Source organism: Christiangramia sp. LLG6405-1 (assembly GCF_045055805.1).
Taxonomy (GTDB): Bacteria; Bacteroidota; Bacteroidia; order Flavobacteriales; family Flavobacteriaceae; genus Christiangramia.
The window spans coordinates 1,713,280-1,726,455 of record NZ_CP159330.1; the positions used below are offsets into that span (position 1 = coordinate 1,713,280).

At 39.1% G+C, this 13,176-nt stretch carries 16 protein-coding genes and 1 tRNA gene; 7 read left to right on the forward strand and 10 right to left on the reverse strand.

What is annotated here, in order from left to right; genetic code table 11:
- The first annotated feature begins 8 nt into the window (after positions 1-8).
- Positions 9-449: a DinB family protein gene (locus ABVM50_RS07965; RefSeq protein WP_405198084.1), complete on the forward strand. Its 441-nt coding sequence runs from the start codon at positions 9-11 to the stop codon at positions 447-449.
- A 37-nt stretch (positions 450-486) separates the two neighbouring features.
- A complete protein-coding gene (locus ABVM50_RS07970; RefSeq protein WP_405198085.1) occupies positions 487-807 on the forward strand; it encodes a DUF3467 domain-containing protein in 321 nt (106 codons plus the stop codon).
- Positions 808-873: 66 nt separating this feature from the next.
- Here the strand turns inward: ABVM50_RS07970 and ABVM50_RS07975 are convergent, their stop codons facing one another.
- On the reverse strand, positions 874-2,241 hold the full coding sequence (locus tag ABVM50_RS07975; protein ID WP_405198086.1) for an alanine/glycine:cation symporter family protein: 1,368 nt from the start codon (positions 2,239-2,241) through the stop codon (positions 874-876).
- 88 nt (positions 2,242-2,329) lie between these two features.
- The gene (locus ABVM50_RS07980; RefSeq protein ID WP_405198087.1) at positions 2,330-3,919 is read right to left on the reverse strand and encodes a peptide chain release factor 3; all 1,590 of its coding nucleotides are present in this window, start codon (positions 3,917-3,919) and stop codon (positions 2,330-2,332) included.
- A gap of 314 nt (positions 3,920-4,233) precedes the next feature.
- On the opposite strand from ABVM50_RS07980, the gene idi reads away from it, so the two are divergent.
- From idi to ABVM50_RS08005, 5 genes are all read left to right on the forward strand, one after another.
- A complete protein-coding gene (gene idi, locus ABVM50_RS07985; protein ID WP_405198088.1) occupies positions 4,234-4,752 on the forward strand; it encodes an isopentenyl-diphosphate Delta-isomerase in 519 nt (172 codons plus the stop codon).
- Positions 4,749-5,159, forward strand: coding sequence for a 6-pyruvoyl trahydropterin synthase family protein (locus ABVM50_RS07990; protein WP_405198089.1), 411 nt, complete (start codon positions 4,749-4,751; stop codon positions 5,157-5,159). Before idi ends, ABVM50_RS07990 begins: the two co-directional genes overlap by 4 nt.
- Positions 5,159-5,611 (forward strand): peroxiredoxin, encoded by a 453-nt coding sequence (locus tag ABVM50_RS07995; RefSeq protein WP_405198090.1) that lies wholly within the window; start codon positions 5,159-5,161, stop codon positions 5,609-5,611. The genes ABVM50_RS07990 and ABVM50_RS07995 overlap by 1 nt, the downstream gene beginning before the upstream one ends.
- 63 nt (positions 5,612-5,674) lie before the next feature.
- Positions 5,675-5,941: a hypothetical protein gene (locus ABVM50_RS08000; RefSeq protein ID WP_141877100.1), complete on the forward strand. Its 267-nt coding sequence runs from the start codon at positions 5,675-5,677 to the stop codon at positions 5,939-5,941.
- 6 nt (positions 5,942-5,947) lie between these two features.
- A tRNA-Thr gene (locus ABVM50_RS08005) sits at positions 5,948-6,021 on the forward strand.
- A 150-nt stretch (positions 6,022-6,171) separates the two neighbouring features.
- On the opposite strand, the gene mqo is transcribed toward ABVM50_RS08005, so the two are convergent.
- The 8 genes from mqo to ABVM50_RS08045 all read right to left on the reverse strand — a co-directional run bounded on the left by mqo (position 6,172) and on the right by ABVM50_RS08045 (position 13,168).
- Entirely contained in the window at positions 6,172-7,668 is a 1,497-nt protein-coding gene (mqo, locus tag ABVM50_RS08010; protein ID WP_405198091.1) for a malate dehydrogenase (quinone), read from the reverse strand.
- Positions 7,669-7,780: 112 nt separating this feature from the next.
- Positions 7,781-8,527: a DUF4369 domain-containing protein gene (locus ABVM50_RS08015; RefSeq protein WP_405198092.1), complete on the reverse strand. Its 747-nt coding sequence runs from the start codon at positions 8,525-8,527 to the stop codon at positions 7,781-7,783.
- 52 nt (positions 8,528-8,579) lie between these two features.
- Complete coding sequence (locus tag ABVM50_RS08020) at positions 8,580-9,845, reverse strand: DUF819 domain-containing protein (RefSeq protein ID WP_405198093.1); 1,266 nt, start codon at positions 9,843-9,845, stop codon at positions 8,580-8,582.
- Positions 9,846-9,908: 63 nt separating this feature from the next.
- Entirely contained in the window at positions 9,909-10,718 is an 810-nt protein-coding gene (locus tag ABVM50_RS08025) for an HAD family hydrolase (RefSeq protein ID WP_405198094.1), read from the reverse strand.
- Positions 10,718-10,888, reverse strand: a complete 171-nt coding sequence (locus ABVM50_RS08030) for an Arc family DNA binding domain-containing protein (protein WP_295180483.1) — start codon at positions 10,886-10,888, stop codon at positions 10,718-10,720. Before ABVM50_RS08030 ends, ABVM50_RS08025 begins: the two co-directional genes overlap by 1 nt.
- Before the next feature lie 3 nt (positions 10,889-10,891).
- Positions 10,892-11,830 carry an alpha/beta hydrolase family protein gene (locus ABVM50_RS08035; RefSeq protein WP_405198095.1) on the reverse strand — a complete coding sequence of 313 codons (939 nt, stop codon included), beginning with the start codon at positions 11,828-11,830 and terminating at the stop codon, positions 10,892-10,894.
- Positions 11,827-12,306, reverse strand: coding sequence for a hypothetical protein (locus ABVM50_RS08040; protein ID WP_405198096.1), 480 nt, complete (start codon positions 12,304-12,306; stop codon positions 11,827-11,829). The genes ABVM50_RS08035 and ABVM50_RS08040 overlap by 4 nt, the downstream gene beginning before the upstream one ends.
- Before the next feature lies 1 nt (position 12,307).
- Entirely contained in the window at positions 12,308-13,168 is an 861-nt protein-coding gene (locus ABVM50_RS08045) for an SPFH domain-containing protein (protein WP_322302176.1), read from the reverse strand.
- Positions 13,169-13,176: the final 8 nt, after the last annotated feature.

Genomic DNA, 13,176 nt, shown 5'->3' on the forward strand with positions numbered 1-13,176 from the left:
AAAAATTTATGAAAGAGATACTGCAGTATTCTCATGAAACTAACCTTGAAATCATTTCGAAATTTAACGATGGAGATCTGCACTATGTGATCGCGGAAAGCTCAAAAAAACTCATTTCCCATATATTAAATTCTCAGACCTTATGGAATAATAGAATCACTGATGGTGAAGTGATCGATGTCTGGAAAGTTTGGGAACCTGAGAAATTAAAAGAGATCGAAGAGCGTAATTATCAGGTTGCTCTGGAAATCCTGGAAGAGAGAGAACTGGATGAAAATATTTCATTTTCAGACACTAAAAATGAATCCCATCAGAATTCAATTAGTGATATTATATTTCATGTTGTGAACCGTGCTACTTATTATCGTGGACAGATCGCTGCAGAATTCAGGGAAAAGAAGATCGAGCCTGTAAGTGCCGATTTTGTTAGCTACAAAAGAAAAGCCTAAGCATTATTTTATATCTTATGAGCTTAAAAATTAAATTATGAGTGACGAGAATAAAAAGAATCAGGATAAAGGTAAGATCAATATAGAATTAGACGAGGCAGTTGCAGAAGGAACATATTCTAATCTCGCTATTATCAACCATTCAGTATCTGAATTTGTAGTTGATTTTGTGAATATCATGCCAGGTAGGCCTAAAAGCAAAGTGAAATCGAGGATCATTCTGACTCCGCAGCACGCAAAGCGTTTATTAAAAGCTTTGGGGGATAATATCCAACGCTTTGAGAAGGCTCATGGAGAGATCAAGGATTATGATAAAGCACCAGTGCCGCTAAATTTTGGACCAACTGGTCAGGCATAATTCAGCAAAAACACTTCAGTAAAAAGATTTCTATGGTGTGGTTTAACCCGGACTTTAGAAATCTTTTTATTTATACTTCGCAAAATATATTTTAGCAGCTTTCATAACACGTGGAGCCATAATAAGAGTAGCAATCATTGTAGGAATCGCCATCAATGCGAAAAACCCATCAATTAGATTCAGAATAAAGCTTAAAGATGTGGTAGCTCCAACGAGAATACTAAGAACATAGACGTAGTTGTAATACTTCTTATTTTCAGCACCGGCCAGGAATGATAAACATTTTGTTCCGTAGTAAGAATAAGAAAATAATGAGGATACACTAAAAGCTAGTATACAAAGCAGTAATAGATAATTTCCTACATATGGTATTGCTTCGTCAAAAGCTGCCGCAGTCAGGCTGACCCCGTTCACATCTTCAGTTTGCCAGACACCAGTGACCAGAATAGCCATTGCTGTGAGTGTACAAACAACCAGCGTGTCAATTGCCGGTCCCAGCATAGCTATAAGACCTTCACGAACAGGTTCAGATGTTTTGCTAGCCCCATGAGCCATCGTAGCAGTTCCAATTCCAGCTTCATTGGAAAATGCACCTCTACGTATCCCAAGTAAGATCAAGCCTCCCAAGACGCCTCCTAGCAAAGGATCTCCTTTATAATTTTCCGCAGCAAAAGCGTCGGTAAAGATCATACCAAAATAGCTGAGTACCACATCATAATGCACGAACAGTATGGCGACCACCGATACTAAATATAGAAGCACCATTGCTGGTACCAGTTTCGAAACCGTTTTACTAATACGATCCAGTCCACCTATGATAACAATGGTGGTAATTATAGTTAGGATAATTCCTATGACAACACTCGTTCCAAAACCTGTTTGCACCCCATTAGGCTCTAGCAGAATATAATTAATAGCTTGGGTTAATTGGTTTACGTTAAAAACTGGCAGAGCACCTACAAGTCCAGCAACCGCAAAAAAGGCAGCCATTGGTTTCCATTTCTTACCGAGTCCTTCCACTATAAAGTACATGACCCCGCCCTGAATTTTTCCTTCGGAATCTTTTCCACGATACATGACCGCAAGAGTATTGGTGAAAAACTTCGTAGCCATACCAACAATCGCACTTATCCATAACCAGAATATAGCGCCTGGTCCACCAACGGCAATGGCAACGGCCACACCGGCAATGTTTCCCATTCCAACTGTTGAGGAAAGTGCCGTGGATAATGCCTGAAAATGGTTGATATCTCCTGGATCATCAGGATTGTTATACTTCCCTCGAAGTACTTCTACAGAATGCCCTAAATAGCGAAAAGGTAAAAAACGAGAATAGATCAGGAGATAAATTCCGCCACCTATTAATAGTATTACCAGTGGTATCCCCCAAACGAGGGAAGCGAAATCTGCAATGAACTGATCTATCTGGGACATGGTAAAGATTTGCCCCGAAAATAGTGAAATTTATAAGTCTATTTTCAGGATGTTTTAGTTTCTATAATTATCAAAACTTCTACTAATTCTAAAATTCAGATGTACTATGGAATTTGATAGAAGGATATTTTTGCTGAGTCATTTGTAGTGAGAACTGAGAATCTGCTAGAAATACCAATTGTCCAGATTTGTCTTTCGCAAGGTATTTTGACTTCACACGCTTAAATTCCTTGAACTCTTCAGACTTCTCAGTTTCTGCTTCAACCCAGGTAGCTTTATGCACATTGAGGTTTTCATAGGTACACTTTGCTCCGTATTCATGTTCCAGTCTGTATTGAATAACCTCGAACTGTAAGGCACCAACGGTTCCGATAACTTTCCTACCATTAAGTTCCAGGGTAAACAACTGCGCAACACCTTCATCCATCAACTGGTCAATCCCTTTTTCCAATTGCTTGGATTTCATAGGATCGGCATTATTTATATATCTAAAGTGTTCTGGTGAAAAGCTAGGAATACCTTTGTACATGAGGTTCTCACCTTCAGTTAATGTATCACCAATTTTAAAACTACCGGTATCGTGAAGTCCAACGATATCGCCAGGATAGGAAGTATCGACAATTTCTTTCTTTTCAGCAAAAAATGCGTTTGGAGAAGAAAACTTCATGTTCTTATTATTCCGAACATGTAGATAATTTTTATTACGTTCGAACTTACCTGAAACAATTTTTATGAACGCTAATCGATCCCTATGTTTCGGATCCATATTCGCGTGAATTTTAAATACAAAACCTGTAAACTTTTCTTCTTCCGGTCTTACAAGTCGGGTATCACTTTCTTTTGGGCGGGGAGGTGGAGCTATTGTTATAAAACAGTCCAGTAGTTCACGTACTCCAAAATTGTTCAAAGCAGATCCAAAAAATACTGGTTGTAATTTACCATCCAGGTAATCCTGCCTGTCAAAGTCTGGATAAACTCCTTGTGCTAATTCCAGCTCTTCACGTAAGTCATTAGCAGCTTTATCACCAATCAATTGATCAAGTTCTTCATTCTGCAGGTCATCGATCTCAATAGTTTCTTCAATATCTCTTCTAGGATCACCCGTGAAAAGGTTTACATTCTTTTCCCAGATATTATAGATTCCTTTAAAGTCATAACCCATCCCAATTGGAAAACTAAGAGGAGTTACTTTTAGATTTAATTTTTGTTCAATTTCATCCAGAAGTTCAAAAGCATCTTTTCCCTCACGATCCAGTTTATTAATAAAAACGATCATGGGAATATTCCGCATACGGCAAACTTCCACAAGCTTTTCAGTTTGCTCTTCAACACCTTTGGCAACATCGATCACAACGATCACACTATCTACAGCAGTAAGTGTTCGAAATGTATCTTCAGCAAAATCCTTGTGCCCTGGAGTATCCAGGATATTGATCTTGATATCTCTGTATTCAAAAGCAAGTACAGATGTTGCTACCGAGATCCCACGTTGACGTTCGATCTCCATAAAGTCACTGGTAGCTCCTTTTTTGATCTTGTTAGATTTCACGGCCCCAGCTTCCTGGATGGCTCCTCCAAACAAAAGTAGTTTTTCAGTTAAGGTAGTTTTACCGGCATCTGGGTGAGATATGATCCCGAATGTTCTTCTTTTATTGATCTCTTTCTGGTACTGCTTCATAACGGATATTTGCAGCTGCAAAAGTAAGATTATTTTAAGGATTTATGTGCGTGCCAATTACTTTCAATGATAGTATAAATAGAAGTTTTATGAAATGAAAAAGAAGTCCCCCACAGACTCCTTTTTTTCATAGCGATTGTTTTCCCAACAATTTGCAAACACATTTACGTAATCATGGGATTGCTGGTTTTAAAGAATTGCCCTAAATCAAATTTTAGAATGTCTGTACTCTTCGGAAAACTTTAGGAATTGCTTAATCGGCATCCTTATGAAACAAAACCCTGATTTTGTACATTTGAGCTTCAAATTTAATAATGGCGCAGGAAAAAGTAATTTTAGTTAACGAAAAAGATGAGCAAATAGGGCTGATGGAAAAGATCGAAGCCCATGAAAAGGCATTACTTCACAGAGCTTTTTCAGTATTTGTTTTTAATGATAAGAATGAATTGATGATTCAACAAAGAGCTTTGTCGAAATATCATTCACCTGGTCTCTGGACAAACACCTGCTGTAGTCATCAGCGCGAGGGGGAGTCCAATATTGAAGCTGGAAAGCGTAGATTACAGGAAGAGATGGGTTTTTCAACAGAACTTAAAGACACCATTTCTTTTATTTACAAAGCGCCATTTGATAATGGTCTTACGGAGCATGAATTCGACCATATTCTCGTAGGATATTTTGAAGGTAAGCCAGATCTAAATCCAGATGAGGTAGCAGAGTGGAAGTGGATGTCACTGGAAGCAATAGAAAAGGATATGCAAACGAATCCTTCTATTTATACTGAATGGTTTAAGATCATCTTTGATAAATATTATTCACACATTCAGCAATGAGAGTAACAGTTCACAGAAAAGCTCATTTTAATGCAGCTCATCGACTATATAGAAAAGACTGGGATGATGCCGGGAACCTCGAGGTTTTTGGGAAATGCAGTAATCCGAATTATCATGGTCATAATTATGAGTTGATCGTTTCTGTGACTGGTAATATAGATCCGGAAACTGGTTTTGTGATGGATTTAAAAATTCTGAAGGACCTCATTCGAACAGAAGTTGAAGATGCTTTTGATCATAAGAACCTGAATGTAGAGGTGGAAGAGTTTAAGAATCTGAATCCTACTGCTGAAAATATTTCAGTAGTCATATGGAATAAACTTCGTAAACAAATTCAGGAAACACATGACCTGGAAGTTACGCTGTATGAGACTCCGCGTAATTATGTCACTTATAAAGGAGAATAATGAAAAAGGGAGATTTAGTACCAGATTTAAGGTTAAAGGATCAGAATCGCAAGGAATTTAATTTTAGAGATCTTGTGGGTGAAAAAGCATTTGTAGTTTATTTTTATCCAAAGGATTTTACTCCGGGATGTACCAAGGAAGCCTGCAGCTTTCGTGATAGTTACCAGGAATTTCAGGATCTGGGTGCTGAGGTTATTGGGATTAGTGCAGATACTACTGCCTCCCATGCGAAATTCAGTGAAAAATATAATTTGCCATACATTTTCCTTTCCGATAGAGACAAACTAGCAAGAAACGCATTCAATGTGAAAGCCAGTCTTTTAGGACTTCTTCCCGGAAGAGAAACCTTTGTTTTTGGTAAGGATGGTAAACTACTGCACAGGTTCAATAGTATGAGCGCTTCGAGACATATGCCTGAAGCACTCGATATTCTGAAAAAATATCAGAATTAAATTTTGATAAAATCATTTTCGTTTCGAAAAATAGTTTAAATTCGCAGCCGAAATTAAATGATAATGGCTAGTAAAAGACTGCTTAAGAAAAACGTGAATTATGTAATGGGAGACATCATCGATGCTGCCTATATTCACCAAATGGCTAACCCGAAGAAAGACGACAATAAGTCTGAAGCTATCGTGGACGAAGCTATCAGCGATTACGATGAATTGATCAGAGAGATCAATCGACGTGACGTTGAAAATAAACAGAAACACTTTAGAGATATCGAAAAGGATCTTGAGAAGAAGGCGAAAGACCTTGTCGAGAAACTGAATGCGCTTTAATAAGTTGCCGATGTAGCTCAGCTGGCTAGAGCAGCTGATTTGTAATCAGCAGGTCGTGGGTTCGAGTCCCTCCATCGGCTCTTAATCAAAAGCTTCCTTGAAAGGGAAGCTTTTTTGTTTTAAGAATATTCAGTTTACGGCAGTTTTCAGAGAGAATCGGAAGCCAATTTCCTTCGACATAAAAAAAGCCTCTCATTTGAGAGGCCTTTATTGTAACCAAAATTTTATTCTTAGTGCAGGGCGTCAAGTTGCAACAACTTACTGGTACGCTCTTGAACAGCTTTAAAGCCTTCTTTGTCTTCACGAACATCTCTGTTCCAGAAGGGGATCATTTTATCTAATTGTTTACGGTATTCTTTAGTTCTTACTTTCTCTGGAAATGCAATCTGCATCACCTCAAGCATAATATGAACAGCAGTAGATGCGCCCGGTGAAGCTCCGAGGAAAGCTGTTATTTTACCATCCTTGCTATGTACTACGTCTGTACCAAACTCCAGTACACCACCCTGTTCCTTATCTCGCTTTATGATCTGAACTCGTTGTCCAGCAACTTTTAGTTCCCAATCCTCCGGTTTAGCATCCTTGAGAAAAACTCTTAATTCATCTACTCGGTCTTCGTGATTCATTCGCACCTGGTCGATAAGATAGGTGGTAAGCGGAAGATTGTGCCAGAAAACACCCCACATAGATGGAATATTGTCAAAACGTAAAGACTTAGGCAGGTCAAGAATAGATCCTTCTTTTAGAAATTTGGTACTGAAACCTGCAAAAGGTCCAAAAAGTAATTCTTTCTTACCATCAATAAATCTCGAATCCAGATGAGGTACTGACATTGGTGGTGCATCTACACCTGCTTTACTATAAACTTTGGCATCATGTTGCTCGATAATATCTCTATTCGTACAAGAAAGCCACTGTCCGCTCACTGGAAAGCCTCCATACCCATCCTTTTCAGGGATCTCGACTTTTTGTAATAGAGGCAAAGCGCCTCCTCCAGTACCAATAAAAATATGTTCCGCGTCGTAATAGGATTTTTCGCCAGTATTCAGATCTTTAACTATAGCCGACCAGTCTTCGGGTCCATCAGGATCAATGTCCAGAACCTCCGTGTTTCTTATAACCGGAACTTTGAAATGATTTTCTAAAAGATCAAAATATTGTTCAGTAAGAGAACCAAAGTTTACGCCAGTTCCTAATTCCATTCGGGTTGCCGCCATTTTTTCATCTGGTTCACGATCTTTCATGATAAGCGGGAACCACTTTTTCATCGTCTCTTGTTCTTGGGTGAATTCCATTTCTTCAAACATAAATTCAGAACTCATACGCTCAAACCTCTTCTTCAGAAATTCTACATTATCTTCCCCGCGAACCCATGCATGATGCGGAATACTATGAATAAAACTCTGGGGGTCTTTTATTAATTCCTGACTGGTCAAATGAGCCCAGAACTGTTTTGATTTCTCGAATTGCTGGAAAGTATCAATTGCTTTGGAAATATCTATAGAGCCATCTTCCTGCTCTGGAGTATAGTTAAGTTCACAGAATGCTGAATGCCCAGTACCTGCATTATTCCATGCTTTGGTACTTTCCTGGGCAATCTTTGCCAATCGTTCAAAGATGATTATCTTAATATCCGGATCTATTAATTTCAGCATTAGAGCAAGGCTTGCACTCATGATACCTCCGCCGGCACAGATCAGGTCATATTCTGTATTCGTCTTATTCATAGTTGTTTTTTCTACAAAATATGGAACACTGTTCTTCTTTTGACCCAAAGAAATATTAAGAAATAAAAAAAAGGAGCCATTTGGCTCCTTTTTCGTTGTATTTTATGCTAAACTAGGAGTTTTCAACATCCTGCGCCTGCACTTTATCTTCCAGTTTTTCCTCTTTTCTGCGTTCTTTCAAAAAGCTTTTCAATTCCTCACCATACTTAGATTTTTTGATCTTTGGTTCTAGGGAATTATAAATAGTATCCAGGTACTTGATGTTTGCATCAAAAACTTCAGAAAGTGCAAGATAAGGTGCTATTTCATGTTGCTTGTTATTCAGTGCAAAATTTACAGTATAGAGATATTTTCTACGTAGCAATTTATCATACTTCTGGTCGATCTCCATAAGTTTCTCTTCGTCCTGATCTTTTTCTGCTTCGAAACTTGCTTTGATCAAATCGAGGTTTTGGTCATTGAACCTACTTATCATTTTCCTGTATTCAACTAATTTCTCCTGGTTTACAGAGCCAATTACTTCTGCACTGGTTTCAAACTTATCCAGTTTTGTGTTGATAGTGATCTGCCCTTGATCTGCGAAAAAATCTATGCGATCATCATACTGGTTATTATCAACCTTTTCAAGATAGAGGTACATGATCTGGGGACTCTCCAGATAGGTTTCCATAGTAAAATTTGGATCTCCTGTTACCTGAACTGAGTCTACATTTACCAATGCAGTGTCTTCAATTTTTTGAAGGTACAAAGTTCCTTTTTTCAGACCTTTGATCTCTCCATTTACAATCAGGTTGCTTTCTTTTTCGGAACAGGCACTAATGCTGATCAGAATAACTAAAAGAAGAGCTAATTTTTTCATTGTGGGATGCAGTTTTAAAGTGCGCAAATATCTTATATTTTTCTGTTTATTACTAACTGGTAGCTGCTAATTGCATTAAAATTGTACACAAAATAGCGCCATAAGTACCCACTACATAACCAAACACTGCCAGTAGCACACCTACGGTTGCAAGAGATGGGTGAAAGGCTGCTGCAACTACCGGAGCTGATGCTGCCCCGCCTACATTGGCCTGGCTTCCTACCGCAAGGAAAAAGTACGGCGCCTTTATAAGTTTCGCAGTTATAACCAGTACGATCACATGAATCAGAATCCATACGAGACCTATCGCCAGAAGTCCGGGATTATCAAATACCGATGTCAGGTCCATTTTCATACCGATGGTGGCAACAAGGATATAGATAAATATGCTTCCAATTTTACTGGCGCCAGCACCTTCGTATTTTTTAAATTTGGTAAATGAGAACATGATACCCAGGGCAGTAGCAATCGTGATCATCCAGAAAAACTGGGAAGAGAAGGAGGAAAGTGCGCTTTTGCCATCATTGAAAATATCAAAATTCGCGGTTAGGTATGTAGAAATTCCATCTGCTCCCCAATGCGCTATACCAACTGCTCCAAATGCCAGAGCCAGCATGATCATAAAATCCGGTAACATTGGAATCCTGTTAACACTTTCAGCGTAACTGCTAACTTTAACTTTCAATTCTTCAATGGCTGAATTGTCTGCCTGTAGCCATCTATCTATTGCTTCATTTTTACCAATTCCCATCAATACTATGGCCATCCAGAGGTTGGCAACTATAATGTCGACAAGAACCATCCCGCCGTAAAGATCCTGATTGTATTCGTAGATCTCGAGCATTGCGGCCTGGTTTGCACCACCACCAATCCAGCTACCAGCAATTGTAGAGAGGCCTCGCCAAACTGCGTCTGGACCAACACCGCCTACAGTTTCCGGAGAAAATGCAGAGATGAGTAAAATCGCGAGCGGTCCCCCAAGGACGATACCCAGAGTTCCTGCAAAGAACATAATAAGAGCTTTAGGACCTAGGTTGAATACTGCCTTCAGGTCTATACTTAAAGTCATTAATACCAGAGCCGCAGGTAAAAGGTAGCGACTGGCAACAAAATAAAGTTGTGAAATGTCATCATCTATGAGTCCAACCGAATTAAAAATCGCCGGGATGAGGTAGCACATAAGTAATGCGGGAACGACTTTATAAAATTTACTCCAGAATCCTTCTTTTTGAGAAGAGGTGTAAAACACAAAACCCAGAGCGATCATTAATAGTCCAAAGACGATCGCATCATTGGTGAATAAGGCAGTTGTTTCCATAGAATTTTTAAAAGTTGATCGGCAAAATACAATTTTTAAAATTTCTGCCGGTCTCCTTTTTAGTTATTGCAATAGGATCTCACGAATACTTTGCGCTACACCATCATCCTTTCCTGGTGCGGTAACCATGTGAGCTATTTCCAGTACTTCAGGCTTGGCATTTCCTACGGCGATTCCTAAACCAACACCCTGCAGCATTTCACGATCATTGTAGTTGTCTCCAAAAGCCATACTTTGTGAGAGCGGTAAACGAAAATGCTCTTTTAGTAAATGCTCCACCGCAGTAAGCTTTGATATCTTTCGGGGTGCGATCTCGAGATAACTCGGTTTGCTTCGGTACAAATGAAGATCCTCACCGTGATTTTTAACAAGAAAGTCCCTGATGCTATCGATCTTTTCTTCTTCTCCCATCGCCATGATCTTATGAGCGCCCTTTCCGGCAGCTTTCCAGGTTTCTAAAACGTCGGCATTACTACTAAAAGTCGGTTGTACTTTGGTGTTATTAATTTCCCTACGTGTCCAGAAATCTTCTCTGGGAACATACCACTCATCAGCATGAAAAAGACTTAGATGTACATCTTGTGCGATATTAAATTGATGTAAACTTTCCAGAGTATTAATTGGAATTTCCGTAGAACTCACGGCTTTTCCATCTACGAGGATGAGTCCGCCATTGTAGGAGATTATTGGGTGATGCTCTATCCCTAGCTTTTGCTGAAGATGGCGCATGGCTGCCGGCATTCTGGAGCTTATTAAAATGAATGGTATATCTCTTTCTTCCAGCAATTTAATGGTTTGTATGGTAAGTGTTGATAGGTCACGATCTGCATTTAATAGTGTGCCGTCAATATCTGAAAATACTATTTTGAACATTATTCCTGGTCATTTTTTGGTTTGGGGTGTCGTTTTGAGTCTTTCAGGGCCTTGTTTAGCATCCACTCGATCTGTCCATTGGTACTTCTGAATTCATCAGCTGCCCATTTCTCAATCGCTTTTAGCATATCTTCATCAACCCGAAGTGCAAATGCCTTTTTCTTACCCATAATTTAGTCAAGTTCCTTTACAAATTCAGTTAAAATTGAAACTAGCTCAGGGTGCAAAGGTAAGTTTGGTTCATTATAAGATTTTGAATTTACCAGTCGATCTTTCGTTTCAATTTTTCTGAAAATGTGATTCATTTGATCCAGAATCGCTAATTCTGAATTCTCATTCGCCTCTGCCAGTTTTTGAGCCTGCTCTTCACTCACCTGAATATCTGAAGTTCCATTCATTACAAGAACCGGGATCTTAAGTTTACTGATTTCTTCTGAAGGGTTATATTTCATCCAGCTCGCCATAAATGGTTGAACTGAAGGTCTAAACACTGGTTCCAGCATAGGACTATAGTTAGAAGTTTTTCCATTCTCTGCCATTTCATCAAAAGCGGTACGTGCACTCGCACCTAATTCAGGAGCCATGTTCGTGACCTGCTCCGTAATGATCTTGTCAATAGGGTCCGCTGCGCCGGCTAATGAAATAAATGCGTCAGCGTTTTCCTGAGCGACCAGCATCCCAATAAGACTACCTTCACTGTGTCCGGCTATGATGATGTTGCTGAATTTTTCTTCTTTTCTGAAATGCTTTACTACATTTTTCGCATCCTCGACAAAATCCTCGAAGATCATGTCTTTTTCGCTCAACTGAAGTGTTTGTGCTTTAAAGATTCGTTTATCATATCTAAAAGAAGCAATCCCAATGCCCGCCAGTTCCCGGACTATTTTCTTTATGCCATCGTTCTGCAACATTGGCTGATTCCCATTTCTATCTGTTGGGCCAGATCCCTGGATGAAAACGATCAGGTATTTATTATTTTTTTCGGCTGGTAATGTTAGCGTACCGTCTGTAAATTCATCTACACTCAATTCAGTTTCTGTAAATGTTGTATCCTGCGCTAATGCGAATAGCGAGGAGATGATCATCAAAACAAAACAGATTGATTTCTTCATTCTTTATGATTTTTAAAATTCTTGTTGATCGCTCTTCTTGCCAGTTCAGATTTTTCAGTTCCAATTAAAAAGCGTTCATTATTTTTTGTGATGATCTGTATACCTTTGTTTCCTGAAACGTTATAGGCTTTCGCTCTTCCGAAGCCTTTTATTCCCCATCCTCCATATTCAGAAACAGGTGCGTAGGTTCTTATATAACATTCCTTAATCTCGTCCCAGTTATAATTTCTTCTGAAGAAAGGTAAAGGTTCAAAACCTGCAGTTATTCCTTTGCTGTTAATCCTTGTTTCAAGTTTCAGAATAAATATCAGAACAAAAACCTGTAAACTAATTATTGGCGCGATCACACTTTCAAGCCGTACCTTATTTATAGATATTTCAGAAAAAAGAGGGAGTGCACTGGCGATTACAATGGTGATCAAAAGAATAATAAGCCACCATTGTCTGAATCTCTGGTTCTCCTTGAATATGCGCATTCTAGTGATTCAAAGTTCCGGCGTTTACTACGGGTGTCGCATCCCGATCTCCACATAACACCACCATTAGATTACTAACCATAGCGGCTCTGCGTTCTCCATCCAGTTCAACTACTTGCTTTCTGCTAAGTTCCTCGAGTGCCATTTCGACCATGCTAACTGCACCTTCTACAATCTTGTGCCTTGCAGCCACAATTGCCGTAGCCTGTTGTCTTTTCAACATCGCGCTGGCAATTTCATTTGCATAGGCTAGATATCCAATACGTGCTTCAAGAACTTCAATTCCTGCAATATTCAGTCGTTCCTCCAGCTCTTTTTCCAAAGCATCACTTACTTCATTTACACTTGATCTCAAAGTGATATCCTCATCCAGACCTTCATCTGCAAAGTTATCATATGGATATAAACTGGCTAATTTCCGAACGGCTGCATCAGTCTGCACTACTACGAAATTCTCAAAATTATCTACATCAAAGGATGCTTTAAAAGTATCCTGAACCCTCCAAACCAGAATGGTACTTATCATTACTGGATTTCCAAGCTTATCATTCACTTTTAATCTCTCACTGTCAAAATTTCTCGCTCTTAGTGAGATCTTCTTTTTAGTATAGAACGGATTCACCCAGAAAAGTCCGTTCTCCTTTACTGTACCTTTATAATCACCAAAAAGCAAAAGTACTCTAGACTCGTTTGGATTCACCAGGATAAGTCCGGGAACTATAAGAAAAGCAATCAATACACCCAATGCCCATACTGGACTACCGGTATTGAAAATGGCAATAATACTTCCAAACAAAAGGATTAAGAATGCGAATAGCATAATGTATCCATTAAATCCAGTGATAGTTTTTTCTTCAGTCATGTGAAATA

Coding starts and splice junctions, on each gene's coding strand:
- ABVM50_RS07965 (WP_405198084.1), top strand. CDS start 9: ATGAAAGAGATACTGCAGTATTCTCATGAAACTAACCTTGAAATCATT.
- ABVM50_RS07970 (WP_405198085.1), top strand. CDS start 487: ATGAGTGACGAGAATAAAAAGAATCAGGATAAAGGTAAGATCAATATA.
- ABVM50_RS07975 (WP_405198086.1), bottom strand. CDS start 2,241: ATGTCCCAGATAGATCAGTTCATTGCAGATTTCGCTTCCCTCGTTTGG.
- ABVM50_RS07980 (WP_405198087.1), bottom strand. CDS start 3,919: ATGAAGCAGTACCAGAAAGAGATCAATAAAAGAAGAACATTCGGGATC.
- idi (WP_405198088.1), top strand. CDS start 4,234: ATGGCGCAGGAAAAAGTAATTTTAGTTAACGAAAAAGATGAGCAAATA.
- ABVM50_RS07990 (WP_405198089.1), top strand. CDS start 4,749: ATGAGAGTAACAGTTCACAGAAAAGCTCATTTTAATGCAGCTCATCGA.
- ABVM50_RS07995 (WP_405198090.1), top strand. CDS start 5,159: ATGAAAAAGGGAGATTTAGTACCAGATTTAAGGTTAAAGGATCAGAAT.
- ABVM50_RS08000 (WP_141877100.1), top strand. CDS start 5,675: ATGGCTAGTAAAAGACTGCTTAAGAAAAACGTGAATTATGTAATGGGA.
- mqo (WP_405198091.1), bottom strand. CDS start 7,668: ATGAATAAGACGAATACAGAATATGACCTGATCTGTGCCGGCGGAGGT.
- ABVM50_RS08015 (WP_405198092.1), bottom strand. CDS start 8,527: ATGAAAAAATTAGCTCTTCTTTTAGTTATTCTGATCAGCATTAGTGCC.
- ABVM50_RS08020 (WP_405198093.1), bottom strand. CDS start 9,845: ATGGAAACAACTGCCTTATTCACCAATGATGCGATCGTCTTTGGACTA.
- ABVM50_RS08025 (WP_405198094.1), bottom strand. CDS start 10,718: ATGTTCAAAATAGTATTTTCAGATATTGACGGCACACTATTAAATGCA.
- ABVM50_RS08030 (WP_295180483.1), bottom strand. CDS start 10,888: ATGGGTAAGAAAAAGGCATTTGCACTTCGGGTTGATGAAGATATGCTA.
- ABVM50_RS08035 (WP_405198095.1), bottom strand. CDS start 11,830: ATGAAGAAATCAATCTGTTTTGTTTTGATGATCATCTCCTCGCTATTC.
- ABVM50_RS08040 (WP_405198096.1), bottom strand. CDS start 12,306: ATGCGCATATTCAAGGAGAACCAGAGATTCAGACAATGGTGGCTTATT.
- ABVM50_RS08045 (WP_322302176.1), bottom strand. CDS start 13,168: ATGACTGAAGAAAAAACTATCACTGGATTTAATGGATACATTATGCTA.